Origin of the sequence: Nocardia sp. NPDC050710 (genome assembly GCF_040654375.1) — a bacterium.
Classification (GTDB): domain Bacteria; phylum Actinomycetota; class Actinomycetes; order Mycobacteriales; family Mycobacteriaceae; genus Nocardia.
The window spans coordinates 59,192-78,644 of sequence record NZ_JBFAHV010000002.1 but is presented as its reverse complement, the minus strand read 5'-3'; the positions used below and the strand labels follow the sequence as shown (position 1 = coordinate 78,644).

The window sequence follows — 19,453 nt, the reverse complement described above, 5'->3', positions numbered from 1 at the left end:
CCTGGCCCGGGGCGGATACGGGTGTATTCATCGGCGGCCCTGATCGGCGCCCACGACCATCGCGCGCGCCCGCGGCCACTCCCGCGAAAGTTCCAGCAGGTGGCCGAGATCGGCGGACAGATCGCGGCCGACGGGCCGGATCCGGTCGGCGGGTGTACTTCCGGTCGGCGGCGCGCCGGTGGTCTTGCGGTGTGCCGCGCCCGCCAGCACATGCGCGTAGCGCGCGACGCTCGAGGTCTCGGCCGTCTGCTCGGGTGGCACGTACCGGTGCAGATGCAACAGCGCGTCGCGGATCTCGACGGCCATGCGATACAGCCGGGCGGGTGGATCGTCGGAATGGTCGGTCACCGCAGGCATGGCTATCTCGGGCACCGCGTCGGTGAGATCGACCCACAGGGAGTGCAATCGTCGCAAATCCCGTCCGGTGCGGTCCCAGCCGATCCGTGCCAGCAGCAAGTTCACCAGCGGCACCGCCGTGACGACCGCGACCAGAATGCCGAAGGCGCAGGACAGCACGCCCCATTGCACGGGCGGACCACCTGGCGCGATCTGCGCACGGATCTGTGACAGGCCGAGGACCGCCGAGAAGTACCAACCCACGGCCAGCGTCACCAACCCGCCGTAGGCGAACAGTTCCCGCGGCCCGGCGCCGAGCCGCAACTCCCGCACACAGGCCCGAGCCAGCAGTGCACCCGCCACCAGCGCCGGCACATTGAAGATCAACCAGTAGATCGCGGCCCGCCACCAGAATTCCGATCCGGTGTGGTCCATGGGCTGCCCGATCAGCAATATCGCCGCACCCGCGAGCAGCGCGGCGATGTCGTAACGCCGCTGACGCAGGCTCGCGGTCTCCGGGTCGGCACCGATGAGCAGCTGTGCCAGGCCGTATACGTTCGCCATCGCGGGCGGGCACAGGGCCAGGAAGATCTGGTAGCAGATCTCGGTCGCGCCGAACCAGAATCCGAACTGCGCGGCAGTCACGCCCAGGCTCAACCACATCAACGCCCGGTTGATCAGCCGATGGGCCACGGTGTCGTCGACCAGCCACCAGCGTGCCGCCGTAACCCCGCACACCGCAACGACATCCAACGCCGCGAGCCAGGTCGGCGCAGGGGTGCTCATCTCCGCCCTCCACGCAGCATTCGGACCGATCGGTGCCAGCGATTCTATGTCACCACGCCTCCCCGGCCCCCGGCGCGATCACCGGAGGCCGGTCGAACGCCCAGGCTTCCTGCCATTCCTTGGCGAGTTCCAGCAACTGCTCGAGTTCGGTTTCCAGATCACCGGAGATAGGTTCCGGCCGGTCGGCCGACCCGACCACCGGCGGCAGGCCACCATTCGATTTGGATTGGGCGGCACGTGCGATAAGCAGCGCGGAGGGCCAGCCACCGAACTCCTGCCGGGGCACATAGGCCCGCAGGTGCACCAGCGCGTCCCGGATCTCGACCAGCATGCGGTACAGCTGGGACGCGGGCTCGCGACCGTTTTCGACGTGGTCGGTCAGCACCACCCCGGGTACAACCGCGGTCAGATCCCGCCACAGCGGCCGTAGCCGGCGAATCTTACGGCTCTCACTGTCCCAACCCCGGCGCGCGATGAAAACCTTCAGCATCGGAACGGCGGTGAGAGCCACAATCCCGACGAAGCCCAGGCACGATCCCACGCTCCAGTACGCGGCCGGACTGATCGACGGATACCCGGCCAGCACCCGCGCACCGTCGAAAACCGCGGCATAAACCCAGGTTCCGGCGGAGATCAGCAGGGCGAGAATCACCAGCCGCTGGCGCACTGTGCCACCGCCGATACGTAGTTCCCGCACGCAGGCCCGCACCGTCAGGGTCCCCGACACCGCGGACGGCACGTTGAATACCGCCCACACGATCAACATCTTCCATTCGTAGCCCGGCACCGCCGGGTCGGACGGTCGCCCGATGACGAACACCACCGCGGCGCCGAATGCCGCCGCGATCACGCAGCGGAACTGCCAGCCCCGCACGGTCTCCGGATCGGCTCCGGCAAAGAGCGCGGCGAGGATGAGAACATCGACCACCGCGAAAACACCCGATGCCAGGAAGAGCCGGTACGTCAGCTCGGCGAATGCGGTGCGCGCCCCGATCTCCTCGATCAGCACGGCCAGCACCATCCATGACAGCGCGCGGTCGACCAAACGGTCGGCAAGCGAATCGTGGACCAGCAGCCAGCGCCCCACCACGATCGCGATGACGAAAGTCAGCACCGCGACAACCGCCCAGCCGGGCACCGGCGCCATCATCGGGTGTTCCCTTCCACAACCACGACTCAGACCCTAGTGCCGCCGGATCATGTTTGAGCGGACCACGATTGACGCAACATGCCGAGGGCATCGGCATCGAGGCCCGAGGTCGACATCGGCGCGTAGGTGTGGCTCTCGACAGGCTGGTCGGCCGCGGCGGCCTGCGACTGTGCGGCCGCGGTATCGACGGCGGCGGCCAGTTCCGCGAGGGTGGCGCATTCGAAGATCTGCTGGGGCGTCAGCGGCAGTTCGGCCTCGGCGGCACGCGTCGCCCACTGGATCGCGATGATGCTGTCACCGCCGAGGGCGAAGAAGTTGTCGTCGCGGGCCACGTCGGTGATCTCCAGCAGATCTTCGAGGATTGCCGCGAGGCGTCGTTCGGTGGCGGTCGCGGGCGAGCCGCAGGCCGACTCGACGGAGCTCGGGGCAGCAGGCACGATGCGGCGGACCACGGTTCGGCCGGTGTCCCACTCCGGAGGCAGGACGTCGAGACCACTCAGCGGCCGGTCCGGCTCGGCGGCGAATGCCGTCATCACCCGCGTCAGCACGTCGGCGAAAACCCCACCCGTCGCCGGGTCGTACAGGTCATTGTTGACCACGACGCGAATCGTCAACTCGCCATTGGCCTCCACCGTGTAGTCCAGGTGGATATCCATGTACGCGATGTCGTGCTCCGGGAAGTATCCGGTCACCGTTGTCGCGCCGGACTCGGTGAAATCGACGGGCCGCAGTCGCTGACCGAAATGCATCATCACCTGGAACAGCGGGCCCGCGGCGTGGGCACGAGTCGACCCGAGATCGGCGATGATGCACTCCAGCGGCACATCCTGGTGGCTGATCGCGCCGAGCGCGGATTCGCGAACCCGGTCCAGCACGAGGCGAACGGTCGGATCGCCGGACAGGTCGGTGCGTAGCACCGCCATATCGGCGAAGACGCCGATGAGATCCTCGGTTCCGGCTCCGATCCGATTGCCGACGGTGGTGCCGAGCGCCGGATCGTCACCCGCGCCGAGGACGTGCAACAGCACAGAACTGGCGGCTTGGCAGAGCATGAATTCGGTGGCGCCGGCAAGTTCCGCCCATCCCTTCAAGGCATTCCAGGTCGCCACCGGAATCACCCGGTTGATGCTGGTGCCCTGGCGGCCGAGCACCGCCGGGCGCGGTCGATCGTGTGCGATCGCGACCTCGTCGGGGAGCCCGGCCAGCGCATCGCGCCAGTAGTCCAGTTGCGCCCGGCCGTAGGCGCCGAGCGCACCGCCCGGCGCATGGTCGAAGATCTCCCGTTGCCACAGTGCGAAATCCGCGAACTGGATGCCGGGCTCCGGCAGCCCGCCCACCGCGCCGACCGCGCGGGCCCGGTAGGCCGCGGTGAGGTCGTCCACGAAGATCTGGCAGGACTCCCGGTCGGTGACGATGTGATGTATGACAACGGAGAGCACATGCGAATCCGAGTCGATCACGAACAACCGCAGCCTGATCAGCGGCCCCTCGGCCAGGTCGAAGACCTCGGCCGCTTCATCAGCCAGTGCCGCGTCCAATACGGCCGAATCGAGCATGGTTACCGGCACGTCCACCGGGCCCGGCTCGCTCACCCGCTGGTAGGGCACCGCGTCGTATTCGGGAAAGGTGGTGCGCAGGGCCTCGTGCCTGGCTACCACGTCACCGACCGCGGCACCGAGGATTTCGGTATCGAGCGGTCCGTCGAAACGCAGGGCGAACCGGAAGTTCTCCCCTTCTCTCGGTCCCTCGACCCGCCGCCGGAACCAGAAGGCGCGCTGTGTATAGGAGAGCGGAATACGTTCGGGCCGTGTGCTTTTCGTCAGGTCTGGTCGGGAAGCCGCCCCGTCGGCGACCGGCGCGGAATTCGCGGCGTCGAGATCGACGCCGGATTCGTCGCGGAAACGGGTGGCCAGGTGCGCGGCGAGTCCGGCCACGGTCGGGGTGTCGAACGGCGCGCGGACATCGATCTCGATGCAGAATTCCGCACGGATCAGCGTGACCAAGCGCGCCGCGAGCAGCGAGTGGCCGCCGAGCTCGAAGAATGAATCGTCGGCACCGACCCGGTCCGCGCCGAAAAGCCGGGCGTACAGCGCGGCCAGCCGAATCTCGGTGGGCGACTGAGGTTCCCGGTATCTGTCCGCCACTGAGACAATCGGTTCGGGCAGCGCGCGCCGGTCGAGTTTACCGTGCGCGGTCAGCGGCACCTCATCGATCACCGAGAATGCCACGGGCACCATATGTTCGGGTAGCGCGGTCCGCAGCTGGGCACGCACCTGCTGCACGTCGAGCTCGACCCCTGGCGCGGGGACGAGATATGCGGCCAGGATCGGGCCGAGCGACGCGTGTTCGGCGACCACGACGACGCTGTGCGCCACGCTCGGGTGGTCGGTGATCGCCGCCTCCACCTCGCCGAGTTCGATGCGGAAACCACGCACCTTGACTTGCTCATCGGCCCGGCCGACGAATTCTATCTCCCCGTTCATGTTGCGCCGCACCAGATCTCCGGTTCGGTACAGCCGCTCACCCGGACGGAACGGGTCTGCGACGAAACGTTCCGCCGTCAAGCCGGGCCGCCCCAGATAGCCGCGAGCGAGCTGGCGGCCACCGAGATAGATCTCGCCGACCACACCCGTCGGTACCAGCTGCAATGCGTGGTCGAGCACATACAGGTAGACATTGCGGTTCGGCACACCGATCGGCACGATCCCGGTGCCCTGCGGCCCCTCCACCGGCATATGCGTCGAGGACACCACCGCCTCGGTCGGGCCGTAATGATTGCGCAGTGTGGCGTCGAATTGTGCGGTGAACCGATCGGCGACCTCGCCGGGCAGCGCTTCACCGCCGACGGGTACGTGGCGCAGCATCCGCCAGTCGTTGGCCTCCGGCAGTAGCAGGAAGGTCGCCAGCATCGAGGGAACCATATGCAGCACGGTCACCTGATGCCGTGTGATCAGCTCCGACACATACGGAATATCCCGGTACGCGTTGGGTTTCGGTATCACCACGCGGGCGCCGACCACCAGCGTCACGAAGATGTCCAGCAGCGATGCATCGAAACTGACCGAGGTGGATTGCAGCACCCGGTCCTGCGGGGTGATGGTCCATTCGGCCGCGAAACCCGTGAGGTGTTCGGCGATCGCCTCGTGTGGAACCGGGACTCCCTTGGGTCTTCCGGTGGATCCGGATGTGTAGATCACATAGGCGGTATTGCCCGGCAACAGCGCCGCCGAGCGGTCCGCATCCGTCGGATCGACCTCCGGCAACAGTGCGGCTTCGGCCTCCGCCACCGCCAGGGCGCCCGGATCCAGCACGAGTCCGGGGCCGGCATCGGAGAGCAGATATTCGATGCGGTCCGGCGGGTAGGCGGGATCGATGGGCAGGTAGGCCGCGCCCGACTTCAACACCGCCAGCGCCGCGACCACGAATTCCATCGAGGTCGCCAGCCGCAGCGCAACGATGTCCTCGGCGCCGATACCATGCCGGATCAGCCAGTGCGCCAACCGGTTCGCGCGTCCGTTCAACTCCGCGTAGCTGAGCTCCAGCTCGTCGGAGGCGATGGCGATGTGGTCGGGCAGTTCCCGGACACGGTGCTGAACCAGCTCGACCACGGTGGTCGGTGACTCCGGCACCAGGACGCCGTGCGACGCGGCCAGGATGCCCGCCCGGCCGGTTGCGCCGAGCATGTCGAGCTCGCGCAGCGGACGATCCGGCTCATCCAGGGCGCTGTCCAGCAACCGCAAGTACTGATCGAGCAGTTGTTCGACGAGGGGAGCGTCCAGTTCGTCGACCAGATACGTTGCCTCGATCCGTGCGCCGGCGCCGTCCGAGACCACCAGCAGGCCGAGCGGCTCCTGGGCGACCGCGGTACCGAGCGGCAGTTCGCTGGATTCGATTCCCGGCAGGTCGAACCCGTTCGCATCACCGCGCATGCTGAAACTCAACTGCACCAGCCGCGCCATGCCGTCGGTGCCCGCGACCCGCTCGGGGCTCGCCTCGCGAACCACGGTATCGACGCCCACACCCTGGTGGGCGAAGGCGCCGACGCACGCGTCCCGCGTCGAATCGAGTAGTGCGGCAAAGCTGTCGGACGACTCCGGTGTGGCCCGGATCAGCAGTGCGTTGCCGAAGTAGCCGATGAGGGCCTCCGCGCCGTGGCCACCGCGGTTGGTAACCGGCACCGACACCAGAAAGTCGGTGGCGGCGGTGTATCGATGGATCAGTGTCTGAAAGGCCGCGAGCAGCACCATGAACGGACTCGCAGAGTGCGAACGACCGTGCGCGGCCGCCCGTTCCATCAGCTCTGCGGAAAGAGTTCGTGTGCACCGGTCCGCCTGCGCGGACGGATTCGCCGACGAGCCGCGACCAGGCAGTTCGAGCCGGTCCGGCAGCGGAGTCAGCGCCGAACGCCAGAACTCGAGATCGGCCTCGCCGCTATCGTCCGCGCCCACCGCGACATCCACGTATTGAGCACGCAGTGGCGGCAGCACGGCGTTGCCGCGGTATGCCGCGTTGACCTCGCCGAAGAACACCGCCCAGGATTCGTCGTCCCAGGCGATGTGGTGAATCACCAGGATCAGCACATGCTCGTCGGCACTATTGCGCACCAGGGTGATTCGTAGCGGCAGATCGACGCCGAGGTCGAACGGCCTGGCGAACTCGCGCCGTGCGAGAACCTCGAGCCGCCGGGCTCGGCTCTCCGCGGGCAGATCGGTGAGATCGTGTTGCTGCCACACCAATTCGGCATTGTCATGGGCGAGCTGATATGGCTCGCCGTCGGCGCCGACGTGATAGGTGCTGCGCAGCGTCTCGTGCCGAGCCAACACCGTCGCGCAGGCGCTGCGCAGTTGGTCCGCGTCCAGTACGCCGTCGAGCCGGTAGGCGACACAGATATTCAACGTGGTGTCGGCGGGATCGAGCGTCTGGACGAACCACAGGCGCCGCTGCGCCGAAGAGAGTGCGGCGGGTTCACCCGAGCGGCGGGCGGCCTGCACGGGCGTGGACGCGCTGAGATTGCTCTCCCGCAGTCGCTGCTGCATGAGTTGGCGACGACGCTCGAGAATATCGTTCGACATGGTGTTGTCCTTACGTATGGGCGGCGGGCTTGGGGCGCGCACTACAGCGCGCGGGCGAGTGCGACGATGGCCTCGTCCCAGACAGCGGCAAGCCGGTCCGCGTCTTCGGGGCTGAAAACGGCCTCGCTCCAGCGCAGCAGGGTGGCGAGTTGCGGGCCGTCCGGGCCCGGGTGCACCGCCGCAATGACATCGAGGGCATAGCGCAACGGAAAATCCGGCTCGCTGGCCAATGGAAGTCGCTGCAGCAATGCGGGATCGGTGACCGGTGCCCAGGCACGATTTGCGCCCGCGAGGTCGAAGCGGCCGAGATAGTCGAAAAGCACCTGCGGTTCGGACGCCGAGACCAATTCGGGGATTGCGTGGTGGTAGCGCAACAGGCCGTAGTCCATACCGTTGTTGGGGATCGCGGCAAGATGCGCGACCACCGCATCCAGCAGTGCCGCTGCCGCAGCCGGATCCGCCTGCGCCGCCGCGACATCCACTGCCATGGCGCCGGCTCCGAGCCGCGCCGGGAAGACGCTGGTGAACCAGCCGACGGTATGTGAGGTATCGACATCGTCGCCCAGTACCGCATCCTCGCGGCCGTGACCCTCCAGCGCGAGATAGGCCCCCGCCGCCGGATCCTGTCCACGTTCGCCGCGCCAGGTTGCCAGCGCCATGGTCAACGCGGTGAGAAGGAATTCGCGCACGCCGCGGGCACCGGATAATTGCTCCAGAACATTCCGGGTGGTTTCGGCCGTGACGTTCACCGGGCTGATCCGGTAGGAGGACCAGGTATCGGTGCTCGGATCGGGTCGTCGCACTCCGAGCGCCGGATCCGGCGCTGCGGATTGGCTGATCCAGTAGGTGCTTTGACCGATGACTTCAGGAAGACCTGCACGCTCACGGAGCAGTCGGGCCCACCGCCGGTAGCCGGTGTACTCGACCGGCGGGGTGAGCACGGCCGGTGCTGCGGTCTCGACCTGCGCCCACAGCGCGGCGAGGTCGGCGAAGACGACATGCCAGGACACCGGATCAACGGCGAGATGGTGAATATGCAGCAAGAGCACATCGCCGCCGCGCCGGGTGAACCACACCGCGCGCACCAGATCACCCGCCATCGGATCCAGCTCGTCCGCAACGGCGCGGGCGTGCGCGGCCACGGTGGCTTCGAAATCGTCTGTGGCCGCGACGACTCGCAGTAGTTCGCCGACGCGCACACTGCCCGGTTGCCGAGTGTGCAGCTCATAGCCATCGGCCGTCGGCTCGAAGCGCGACCGCAGCATGTCGTGACCGTCCAGCAGCGCCTGCAGCACCGCTTCCAGCCGCGGTCGATCGATACCTGTCGGCAGTTCGATCAGCGTGCTCAGCGCGAGCCTGCGGTATCCGCCGTATTCGTACATCCACGACACGATCGGCACCGGTCCGACGGGGCCGTAGCCGTCGGAGTCCGCGGCCCGCCGCGGTGCGTCGCTCGCATCGATCTGTGCGGCCAGCTCGCGAATGGTGGCCGCGCCGAGGACCATTCGCGGGGTGACCGCGAGACCGGCGCCGCGTACCGCGTTTACCAGTGAGATCGCCACAATGCTGTCGAGACCGCGTTCGACCATGTCGTCGTCGATCCCCGGCGTCTGCCCGCCGGACAGCGCCGCGAAGGCCGCGCACAGGGTGTGTTCGGTTTCGGTGCGTGGCGCGACACCCGTGGCCGAGGACTCATCGAGAGCATCCCGAGCGAGGTCGGCAAGGCGACGGGTGTCGAGCTTGCCATTGCCGGTCACCGGCAACCCGTCCACAACGACGACGCGCTGCGGGATCATATATCCGGGTAGTCGGTCGACAAGTCCGAAACGCACCTGGGCGGCATCGAGATCCGTGCCCGCCACGAATCCGACCAAGGCGGGGCCGCCGGTGCGTCGCACGACTACCGTCGCGGCGGCCGTGACGCCCGGCCTGGCCAGCAGGGCAGCATCGATATCGCCGATCTCGATGCGATAGCCACGGATCTTCACCTGATCATCGGCGCGGCCGAGGTAGGCGATACTGCCGGAAGGTAAGCGCCGCACCAGATCTCCGGTGCGATACATCCGCCGACCGGGCCGGAACGGATCGGCGACGAATCGGTCGGCGGTACCACCCGGCCGACCCACATAGCCGCGTGCGACCTGGGTTCCGGACAGGTACAGCTCACCGAGCACACCGTCCGGAACCGGAAGCAGCCTCGAATCGAGGATATAACCGGTCATCCCGGTCACGGGTGCACCGATGGCCGGCTCGGGCTCGGCGTCGGTCACCGCGGCCACCACCGCTTCGACCGTGGTCTCGGTGGGGCCGTAACAGTTGTAGACGGCGGTGTGCGGGAGTGCCGACAACTGTTGCCACAGCGGAACACCGATGGCCTCGCCGCCGAGCGCGAGCACCGGCAGCGGGCCACCCGGCCGATCCTCGGCCACCAAACCCGCGGCCGCGAGCTGTCCGAACATCGACGGCGTTGTGTCGATCATGTCCACCCCGTGGCGGGTCATGCCGTCGACCAGCCGCCGCGCGTCTCGCATCTCCTCCGCGTCGAACAGGTGGACCGCATGTCCGTCGAGCAGCCCGACCAGTGGCTGCCAGGAGGCATCGAAACTCAGGGACCAGGCGTGGGCGATGCGCAGCGTCCGCCCCAGCCTGGCGACCGCGGGCCGATACACCCGATCCCGATGATCGGCGAAGTAGCTGGTCAGCGCCGCGTGAGTACCGATAACGCCCTTGGGTTCTCCGGTAGAGCCCGAGGTGAAGATCAGGTATGCGCTCTGCTCGGGGCGCGGCGACGCAATATTCGCACCGGGTTCGGCGTGGCGCAGTTCGTCCACGGTGCAGACCGGGACCGCGGTCTCGCCGAGCGTGCCGGGGCCGACCGAATCGATCAGAACTATTCGCGGATTCGCCTGTCGCAGAACTGATTCGATGCGAGCGGCAGGCAGGGTGAGGTCGATCGGGACGTAGGCGGCGCCCGCGGTGAGCACGGCGAGAATCGCTACGATCGACCCTGCGGATCGCGGCATCGCCAGGGCGACAACGTCTTCGGTACCGATACCGCGGGCCCGTAACCCGTCGGCCAGTACTCGCGCGTCCGCCGCCAGCTGCCGATAGCTGTATCGCTCGGACTCCGTACTGAGCGCCAAGGCATCCGGTGTGGCGGAGACCTGGCGCGCGAACAGCTCCGGCACCGTCGCACCACGCACCTCCGCAACGGCCTCGGTCGGCATCCGCGGATGCTCATGAGGTAGCAGCACATCCAGTGCATCCGGTCCCGCCGAACCGATTTCGGGCAGTTGACCCAGCACCGAGACGAGCCGCCGCGCGAGATCGGGTGCGGACAACGGGCCGAGCACCCCTGGCACCGCCTCGACGACCACCGTCAATTCGCCGTCGAGTACATGCGATACCACCGCGAGTGGATAGTGGGTCAGGCTCTCCGAGGCGATCGGCCGAAAGCTGACGCCGTCGCCCGCGTCGATCGGTTTCAGTAGGTCGGAGACGGGCGCGTTCTCGAAGACGAAGAGGGTATCGAAAAGCGTGCCGCGCCCGACCGCACGCTGGATGGCGGACAAGCTGAGGTAGCCGATATCGCGCAGCATCGCCGACTCGCGCTGCAGCCGCGCGCACATCCGCACCACACCGTCGTCTTCGGAATCCTTGCCGTCCCAGTGGACCCGGGCCGGTATGGTGTTGATGAACAGGCCGATCATGGTGTCCACACCGGCCAGCTCCTCCGGTCGGCCCGAAACCGTGGTGCCGAAGACGACATCGCGCCGGTCGGTGAGACGGCCGAGTAGCACCGCCCAAGCGAACTGCACCACGGTATTCATGGTCAGCCCGTGCTCGCGCGCCCACCGCTGCAGGCGGTCGGTCTCCCTCTTTCCGAGATGCAAGGGATGCAGTTGAGGCGCAACTGTATTCACAGTATCCTCGGCGCGCTCGGCCACTATGAGCGGCGTCAGATCCCGTAGATAGTCGACCCATGCGCGAGTGGTGGCCTCGGTATCACGAGCACCGAGCCAGCCGATGTAGTCGCGGTAGGGCCGGGGCGCGGGCAGCACATCGGCCGAGCCGCCCGCCTGGTACAGCGCGAACAGCTCACGGAAGAACACGCCCAGCGACCAGCCGTCCATCAGGATGTGGTGCGCCGTGACGATCATGCGGCGCACGCCGTCCGGCATGGTAACCAACACCACCCGCAGCAGCGGACCGTGCGCCAAGTCGAAGCTGCGACGCGCCTCCGCCGCCGCGAAAGCATCGAATTCCGACGCGGTCGCGGTGCATTCGGACCACGGCAGCTCGACGGCGGTGGGCACGATCTGCACCGGCCTCGGCAGATCGCGATCCCAGAACGAGGCTCGCAGGTTGCCGTGCCTGCGCAGGATTACCTCGACACTGTGCCGCAGCACGTCCACTCGGACCGGACCGGCACATTCGACCACGAATTGCATGGCGTACAGATCGTCGTCCCCGGCCAGCCGTGCTAGTGAGAACAGACCCTCCTGTAGCGGGCTCAGTGCGAGAACGTCCTCGATTTCGGGGGCGGGCGCCTGGGTGTTCTGCGACATGAAGCCGACTCCTCAGCCTTTGTTCTCGTTCTCGGACATCAGCAACACGACGTCGTCCAGCGACGCGCCGCCCATGATCGCGGCCACCGGCAGATCGCGGTTCAGCTCGGCCTGAATCCGTTTGCGCAGATCCAGCGTCTGCAACGAGTCCAGGCCCAATGCCACCAAGGGAACCGAGCCGTCGATGGCCTCGGGGCCGTCGCCGCAGATGACCCGATCGAGTTCGCGGCGCATCTGCTCGGCCAATGTGCCCTCGTCCGTGGTGGACGTGACAATTGGTGCGGGTGCGGCGCTTTCGGCCGGAGTCGGCGGTTCGGCGGTTCTCTCCAGTTCGGCCAGAGCGGGATCGAAGACCGGCGCCAACCCGACCGCCTCCGCGATACCGCGCAATCGCGTCCAATCGGCCGACAACACAATGCTGTTGGCGGGAAGGTCGGCGAGTCCCGCGGCGACAGCGGCGGGCTCGGCCATGGGGAGCAGCCCCGAACCCTCGATCCTGGTCCGCACCGCGGCATCCGCCTGTGCGGGCAGAACCCACAATCCCCACTGCACCGAAGTGCAATGGCGGTCTTCGGCGCGCAGCCGCTGCGCGATACTGTCCAGCATGCGGTTGGCACCCGCGTACATGGCCTGGCCCACACCACCGAGCGTGGCGGCGAACGAAGAGCACAGCAGGACACGGCAATCGGGGGTCTGCGGTACCAGCCGCAACACCCGTTCCAAGCCGAGTACCTTCGAGGCCGAGGCCGTCACGGCATCGGAGGCTTCGGTTTCGGTCGAGTACACGTAGTCGACGGCCGCGTGGACGACGACATCCACGGCTCCCGCACCGTATCGATCCGCCAATGCGGCCACCGCCGTCTCATCGGTGATATCGCAGGCCACCACATCGATTTCGGTGGTGCCGAGCGCGCGGAGCTCACGCAGCCGCGGGCCGAAGGCTTCGGTCTCACCGCGACGGCTCACCAGGGTGACCCGGGCCGCGCCTGCGCGGACGAGTTCGGCGCAGAATGCCGATCCGACATGTCCGGTGCCGCCGACGATGAGCGCTTCGCGCGGTACGACGGCGGCGGCCGTCGATTGGTGGTCCACCACAAGGCGCTTCGCGTACAGCGCGCCCTCGCGCACCGCCAATTCCGGCTCCTGCGCGAGATGTATCGCGTCCAGAATCCGGTCTGCCAACACATTCGGCGGCTGCGCGACGGCATCCGGCGGCAGATCCAGGTGGCGGAATGCGACGCCGATATGTTCCAGCGCGATGCTTCGGAAGGCCGCGGCCACCGCGGCCTGTGCCGGTGCCGGAATATCCTGCTGCCGCGCCGCTTCCGCGCCCGTGGTCACCAACCAGCATTCGGTGATCCCCGCGCCCAGCGCCGAGCGCCACGACGTATCCGCGGCGAAATCGGCGAATTCGGCGACGGCGGCCGCTTGGTCGACGGCAGCACTCGGCGGAACCAGTACCAGCACTGTGTCCGGGGTTGCGGTGGAGTCGAGATCCACGACGCCACTCCCGAATACAGTCGCACCATGCCGCCCGGCCCGAAGTTCGAGTGCGGCACGGAGTTCGGCACAACGATCATCGCTCGAACCCACCGCCAGCACGGTCCGCGGCGCGATCAAGGTACGCCGGGACAGCCGGGCCCACTCTTCGACCAGCCGTACGGGCTCGACCGCGGCGGGGGCGGGCACAATGGAAACGGCCGGACGATAGGCCGCCCAGAGCCGCTTCGGATTGGTGACCGTGTGCGGGAAATCGGGCAGCGGCAGCCGCGGCCGCGCGCCCGAATCGATCCGAAGACTCTCCCACGGGTAGTTCAGATCGCTCACCGCGACTGCGGCCAGATTACGGGTGAATTCCCGCAGTCCGGTGGCGGTACGCAGCGAGGTGCCGATGACCTGGAAGTCCCTCGGTCCCCGCACCGGATCCGGGGGCACCAGGGTCAGGTTCTCCTGCACGGCGAGCTGCAGCATGGGGTGTTCGGAGATCTCGATGAAGGTGTCGACCTCGGCAGCGGCCGCGACGATGGCGCGGTCGAAGCGAACCCGATTGCGCAGATTCCAATACCAGTAGTGCTCATGCGTCAGATCGGGGGTGATTTCGGTACCGAGAGTGGCTCCGTAACAGGCAATTTCGGATTGATGGAAGGTCGGGCTGCTCATTTCGTCGCCGAGCAGCCGCACGAATTCCTCGCGGAGTTCCGCCACGATCGAGGTGTGGGCCGGATAGGCGACCTGGATCTCCTTCGCGAATCTGCCCCGCTCCCCCGCGATCGCCACCATCTCGACAATGGTCTCCCGATCACCCGAGATGGCCAGGATATGCGGCGCGTTGACCACAGAAAGCTCGGCCCATCCGGAATGGCGAGCCAGCAACTGCTCGCATTCCTCGCGATCCATCCCGAGCACCGCCATCGAATAGCCGCGTGGCGCGATCCGTTCTACCAACCGGGCCCGATGCGTTACCGCGAGCACCGCGTCACGACGGGTCATTACCGCCGATACCGCGCCCGCCGCCAATTCGCCCTGGCTGTGCCCGACAGTCGCCACCGGGCGCACTCCGGCCGCACGCCACATCGCGGCCAACCCGGTCATGTGGAACATCAACGCGGGCTGGACCTCCCAGACCGCTTCCTCGTATTTCCCGGCAGTGCCGAGCAGATAGTGCAGCGGCTGTTCATGGCCGTAGCGCTCGAGGTGAATCGCCGCGCAGGCGTCGACCTCGGCCCGATACTCCGGCGACAGCTCGTAATACAGTGTGCCCATCCCCGGGCGCTGGCTGCCCTGGCCGGGGAAGACGAACCCGATCCGGCGCGCGGTCGCGGCGCCGACGGTGCTGACCACGGCCGGATGTGCGGTATCGGCGACAACGGCGTCAAGTGCGGCGAGCAGTTCTTCACGCGTGCTGACCATGGCGAGCGAGCGCCGCTTGCGGGCAATCCGTGTACGAAACAGCATGTCCGCCACGGCATCCGGGGTCACCTGCGGATATTTCTCCAGATAGGAGCGCAGCGCCGCAGCCTCGGCACGCATGCCGTCGGCGGTTTCGGAGGACAGCAGCACCGGGATGGTGCCGTCCGGCAGGCGGTAGTCAGGCATGGATCTCCTCCGCTACTGGCATGGCCACGATGGCGTGCGCATTGGTGCCCGCGACGCCGAACGAGGAAACGGCCCCGTACCGGAAACCCTCCCGGGCGGGCCAGGTTTCGAGTGTGTCGGCAAGCCGCAGGCCGGTCTCGGCCCACTGCACCGAGTCCGCCGGATCGTCCGCGTAGCGGCTCGGCGCGATCTGCCCGCGCGCACCGCAGAGCAGCACCTTGATCAGGCCGAGCGCACCCGCCGCGGCCTGGGCGTGCCCGAGGTTCGTTTTCACCGAACCGAGCCGTGGGCCGCGTTCTCGCTCGGTCGCGGCACCGTAGGTATCGCACAGAGCGGCAAGCTCCAGCGGGTCGCCCACCGGGGTTCCGGTGCCATGTCCCTCGATCAGCCCGACCAGCGCGGGATCGATATCCGCCGCGGCAATGGTCTTGCGCACCAACGTTTCCTGGGCCCGCGCGCTCGGCACCACGATGGGTGCACCCTTGCCGTTGTGGTTGATCCGGGTGGCCAGCACCCGGCCGTAGATCCGGTGCCCGAGCTCACGGGCCCGCGACTCACGCTCCACCACGACAACCCCGGCGCCTTCGCCCCAAACGGTGCCGGTGGCGCCGGCCGAATAAGCGCGGCAGTGACCGTCGGTCGCCAGCGCGTTGTTCTTGGCGAACTCATAGAACGCACCCGGTGACCCCATCACGCAGACGCCGCCCGCCAGCGCCCAGTCGCATTCGCCCTCGCGCACCGCGGCGACGGCCTGGTGCAGCGCGGTCAGCGATGACGCACACGCGGTATCCACCGTCACCGACGGACCGACCAGCCCCAAGCTGTGTGAGATGCGCCCGGCCACGGCGCCGAGTGCCGTGCCCGCCACCCGATAGCCGTTGTAGTCGTTCACTTCCGCGGCCCGCGGACCGTATTCGGTAACCGAGGCGCCCATGAAGCAGGCCGCCTCGGCTCCATCCAGACCGCCGGGATTGATCCCGGCGTGTTCGAGCGCCCGCCATGCCACCCGCAACGCCACCCGCTGCTGCGGGTCCATGGCGATCGCCTCGCGGGGAGTGATACCGAAGAACTGCGGGTCGAATTCGGTAGCGCCGGTGAGGAATCCACCGGCGTCCGGGACCGCACCCCAGCCCTCCAGCCGGTGTAGCGCGAACAGTTCGTCGAGCGGCCATTCTCGATCGCGCGGGAGGGGTCCGATCAGCTCCCTGGATTCGGCCAGGGCGGACCAGAACTCACCGAGTGTATCGATTCCCCCTGGCGCTTCCACCGCCATTCCGGTGATGACAATGTGATCTTCATTCCCCGAAACGGAGCGTCTCATGCTGGACCTTACGTACGAACGGAAATCTAACTAGCGGAAAGAACTTCGGTGGTAAGCAGATCCACGATGTCCGCGACGTGGTCGTGCACATAGAAATGGCCGCCGTCGAAAAGACTGACCGCGATGTCATGGGCGCTGTGCTTCGCCCATTCGTGTAGGTGTCGCGCGGTGACATGTTCGTCGTCCGCGCCGCCCAGTGCGTGAATCCGGGCCCGGACCCCCACCTCCGGCTCACAGACATAGGCATCGAAGGCCGCGTAGTCGGCCTTGAGCGCGGGCAGCGCCATCCGCATGATCTCCCGGCTGGCCAGCACGTCCGCACCGGTGCCGTCGAGCGCGGCGAGGTGATCGAGCAGGGCCTCGTCCTCGGTGGGGTGCGGCGGCATATCCACGACCCGGTACGGCGCGACCGCACCCGACGCCGCGAGCAGCGCCACCTGGATACCAGCCGCTTCGGCCTGGCGGACGAATTCGAATCCGGTCACCGCGCCCATGCTGTGCCCGAAGACGGTAATCGGCACCGGGCGGTTCTGTTCGGATACAAGAAATTCCGCGAGTGCACCGGCGGCGAGCTCGGGCAGGCCGGTAGCGGGAGGTTCGGCAGCCCGGTCCTGCCGTCCCGGATATTGGAAGACAATGACGTCGAAATGCTTGCTCAGCGCCTTCGAGAAATTGCGGTAGGTCGAGGCGCCGCTACCCGCATGCGGAAAGATCAGCAGCGGTGGACAGTTTCCCGACGCCGGCTTGTGGAATCTTCTGATCCACCCGAGTTTCTTCGACATCACAAAGCTCCTGCGTCAGGGGTGTCGGTGAGATAGCCACCGCGGGAAAAGAATTGGACACCGTCGTATTCACAGCCGTCTTCGGTGCGAATCCGCTCGATGATCAGGCCGCGGTTGCGACCGCGATATGCCTGTTCGCCGACCACCACCGCGGCCCTGCCGTCCTGGACGACAACCCGGCCGGGAGTACCGCCGAAGCAGATATCGGCGACGGCTGCGGCCACCACCCGAATCCGCTCACCGCGGTAGTAGCTGAACGCATTCGGGTAGGGATCGGACAAGGCCCGTACGAAACGCTCCAACTCGACCGCGTCCCAGCGCCAGTCGATGAGACTGTCCCGATCGCTACGCTTGTGGAAATAGGTCCGCTCGGCGCTGTTCTGCGGCCGCCATACCGCCGTGCCGGATTCCAGCAGGTGTAGTGCCTCGGCGAGCGCACCCGGGATCAGCTCCATACCGCGCAACACCAGCTCCGTGCCGGTGTCGCCGGGGCGCACCGGAATCGAATGCTGCACAAGGATATCGCCGCTGTCGAGGCCCTCGTCCATCCGATGGACGGTCAGGCCGACCTCGGATTCGCCGCTGATCAGCGCCCACAGTACCGGGGAGAATCCGGTGAATTTCGGCAGCAGCGAATCGTGCAGGTTCAGCGTGCCGTGCGGGGGCAGGTTGTACAGCTCGGCGGGCATCCAGGTGTACCAGCTGTTGACGACGATGACGTCCGGCTCGGCCCGTTTCACCAGATCAATGGTCTCGGTGTCGGCACGTTCGGTGAGATGCACCGGGATGCCGTGCTCGTGCGCGAGCTCTTCGACCGAATCCGACCAAATCCCCTTGTACGCGTGTTCACTTGCCGGATGGGTGACGGCGAGCACCACCTCGTGCTCGGAGTCGATCAGGGCCTGGAGTGTCCTGCGACCCCAGGTCTGGAATCCGAACGACACGATACGCATGAAACTGCAACCTCTTCTTCGATAATTAGGCTAGGCTAGCCTATCTTACCGGCTCGCACTCCCGCTTCCGCCAGCGGATGCACCGGCGCCGCGCGCAACACCCGATCCGAAAGTTCGCCGAGACAGCTGAGATTCGGGAAGCCCGGCCCCTGCGCCAGCGCGGCCAGATTCGGCAGATAGAGCTTGCTGTCCAAGCCCGAGACGGCCAGGTCGTATCCGATGGACGCCTCGATCCGATCGTGGGTGAGCGCACCGCCGACGGCGAGCTCCAGCCCATCCGCGGCATCCGAATCGAAGAGGTCCAGGAACCAGAGCGATTGACCGCCGGTGGCATCGATCACCAGATCGAAGCCGTGCACCTGATCCGGGCGCATCTCGTTGCGCAGCGTCAAAGCGACGCCGTCACCCTGATCGGCGACCCGCACGACTCGGCCCTGGAGATGGTGCACCCGATTATCCGCGAGCAGGCTCTCCTGCACCCGCACCGAGAACACGCCGCGGTCGGTCCGCCGGATCACATCGCGCCGTTCGGCTGTGCTCAGTGCGCACCATTTGATCGGATCACTGAAAAGCGCATTCTCGAAATAGCTTTCGCCGCGGGTATAGATCGTCGCCATCGGCGAGATCACCGAGATCGACAGCATGCCGTGGCCGACCAGTTCATCAAGCGCCGATCCGGCCGTCTCGCCGCCGCCGATCACCGCCACCCGCGAGGAGAGCGGCAGGCTACGCCGCCCTGCCAGATCCCAGAATTCCGCGATACTCAGCACCTTCGGATGTTTGGCGAGGGCTTTGCCGCTACGTCCCGGCCCGGTGATCATCAACCGGTCGGCAGCCAGCTCGGTCGGCACGCCGTCCGAATCGGTCGCGCGGACCAGCCAGCCGTCATCCGCCGCCGAGATGGACCGCACCGTGCCCAGCACCATGTCCAGATCGATTTTGTGCGCCACCCACTGCAGGTATTTGGCCCAGACATGATGCTGCGGGCTCGGGCGACCGCGGTCGATCCACTCGGCGTAGGTGCCGTGCTCGACCAGGAACGCGGTCCAGCTGAAGGCCGTCATGGCCTCGTTGATCTCCTGGTTGCGGCCGCGCGCCCAGGTCGAGTGATAGGGGAAGCCGACATCCTTTTCCGGGCTGGTACCCAGCCGGTGCCTGCCGTCGGTCCACCCCCCGCTTGGCAGCCAGTTTCCACCCACCGCGTGCGCTTCGACCACCGTGACGTGCGGCGCGGGCAGACCCAGTCGGCGCAGCACATGCGCTTTCGCCGCCACCGCAAGGGCTTTCGGCCCGGCTCCGACCACCAGAAGTGTTTCCACCGAATCTCCACTCTCGCTCACGTGTCGCTACCCACAGCCAGGCCAGCTATGTTTGCATAGGCTTACCTTA

9 protein-coding genes are annotated in these 19,453 nt (G+C 67.1%); all 9 read right to left on the bottom strand.

The window, feature by feature from the left end:
* Nucleotides 1–27 precede the first annotated feature (27 nt).
* The 9 genes from AB0H61_RS06345 to AB0H61_RS06305 are packed head-to-tail and all read right to left on the bottom strand — an operon-like array spanning nucleotide 28 to nucleotide 19,383.
* Nucleotides 28–1,122: an MAB_1171c family putative transporter gene (locus AB0H61_RS06345; RefSeq protein ID WP_357300060.1), complete on the bottom strand. Its 1,095-nt coding sequence runs from the start codon at nucleotides 1,120–1,122 to the stop codon at nucleotides 28–30.
* Between the two features lie 49 nt (nucleotides 1,123–1,171).
* A complete protein-coding gene (locus tag AB0H61_RS06340) occupies nucleotides 1,172–2,272 on the bottom strand; it encodes an MAB_1171c family putative transporter (RefSeq protein WP_357300058.1) in 1,101 nt (366 codons plus the stop codon).
* Between the two features lie 47 nt (nucleotides 2,273–2,319).
* Nucleotides 2,320–7,344, bottom strand: coding sequence for an amino acid adenylation domain-containing protein (locus AB0H61_RS06335; RefSeq protein WP_357300055.1), 5,025 nt, complete (start codon nucleotides 7,342–7,344; stop codon nucleotides 2,320–2,322).
* Between the two features lie 41 nt (nucleotides 7,345–7,385).
* The gene (locus tag AB0H61_RS06330) at nucleotides 7,386–11,912 is read right to left on the bottom strand and encodes an amino acid adenylation domain-containing protein (RefSeq protein WP_357300051.1); all 4,527 of its coding nucleotides are present in this window, start codon (nucleotides 11,910–11,912) and stop codon (nucleotides 7,386–7,388) included.
* 12 nt (nucleotides 11,913–11,924) lie between these two features.
* Nucleotides 11,925–15,008 (bottom strand): nocobactin polyketide synthase NbtC, encoded by a 3,084-nt coding sequence (gene nbtC / locus AB0H61_RS06325; protein WP_357300048.1) that lies wholly within the window; start codon nucleotides 15,006–15,008, stop codon nucleotides 11,925–11,927.
* Nucleotides 15,001–16,329: a polyketide synthase gene (locus AB0H61_RS06320; protein ID WP_357300047.1), complete on the bottom strand. Its 1,329-nt coding sequence runs from the start codon at nucleotides 16,327–16,329 to the stop codon at nucleotides 15,001–15,003. The genes nbtC and AB0H61_RS06320 overlap by 8 nt, the downstream gene beginning before the upstream one ends.
* Nucleotides 16,330–16,355: 26 nt before the next feature.
* Nucleotides 16,356–17,111, bottom strand: coding sequence for an alpha/beta fold hydrolase (locus AB0H61_RS06315; RefSeq protein WP_357300044.1), 756 nt, complete (start codon nucleotides 17,109–17,111; stop codon nucleotides 16,356–16,358).
* Nucleotides 17,111–18,064 (bottom strand): methionyl-tRNA formyltransferase, encoded by a 954-nt coding sequence (locus AB0H61_RS06310; RefSeq protein ID WP_357300041.1) that lies wholly within the window; start codon nucleotides 18,062–18,064, stop codon nucleotides 17,111–17,113. The genes AB0H61_RS06315 and AB0H61_RS06310 overlap by 1 nt, the downstream gene beginning before the upstream one ends.
* A 35-nt stretch (nucleotides 18,065–18,099) precedes the next feature.
* Nucleotides 18,100–19,383 (bottom strand): SidA/IucD/PvdA family monooxygenase, encoded by a 1,284-nt coding sequence (locus tag AB0H61_RS06305; protein WP_357300039.1) that lies wholly within the window; start codon nucleotides 19,381–19,383, stop codon nucleotides 18,100–18,102.
* Nucleotides 19,384–19,453: the final 70 nt, after the last annotated feature.

Bases quoted from the DNA above. Each gene is read 5' to 3' on its own strand.
- AB0H61_RS06345 (WP_357300060.1), bottom strand. From the start codon at position 1,122: ATGAGCACCCCTGCGCCGACCTGGCTCGCGGCGTTGGATGTCGTTGCG.
- AB0H61_RS06340 (WP_357300058.1), bottom strand. From the start codon at position 2,272: ATGATGGCGCCGGTGCCCGGCTGGGCGGTTGTCGCGGTGCTGACTTTC.
- AB0H61_RS06335 (WP_357300055.1), bottom strand. From the start codon at position 7,344: ATGTCGAACGATATTCTCGAGCGTCGTCGCCAACTCATGCAGCAGCGA.
- AB0H61_RS06330 (WP_357300051.1), bottom strand. From the start codon at position 11,912: ATGTCGCAGAACACCCAGGCGCCCGCCCCCGAAATCGAGGACGTTCTC.
- nbtC (WP_357300048.1), bottom strand. From the start codon at position 15,008: ATGCCTGACTACCGCCTGCCGGACGGCACCATCCCGGTGCTGCTGTCC.
- AB0H61_RS06320 (WP_357300047.1), bottom strand. From the start codon at position 16,329: ATGAGACGCTCCGTTTCGGGGAATGAAGATCACATTGTCATCACCGGA.
- AB0H61_RS06315 (WP_357300044.1), bottom strand. From the start codon at position 17,111: ATGTCGAAGAAACTCGGGTGGATCAGAAGATTCCACAAGCCGGCGTCG.
- AB0H61_RS06310 (WP_357300041.1), bottom strand. From the start codon at position 18,064: ATGCGTATCGTGTCGTTCGGATTCCAGACCTGGGGTCGCAGGACACTC.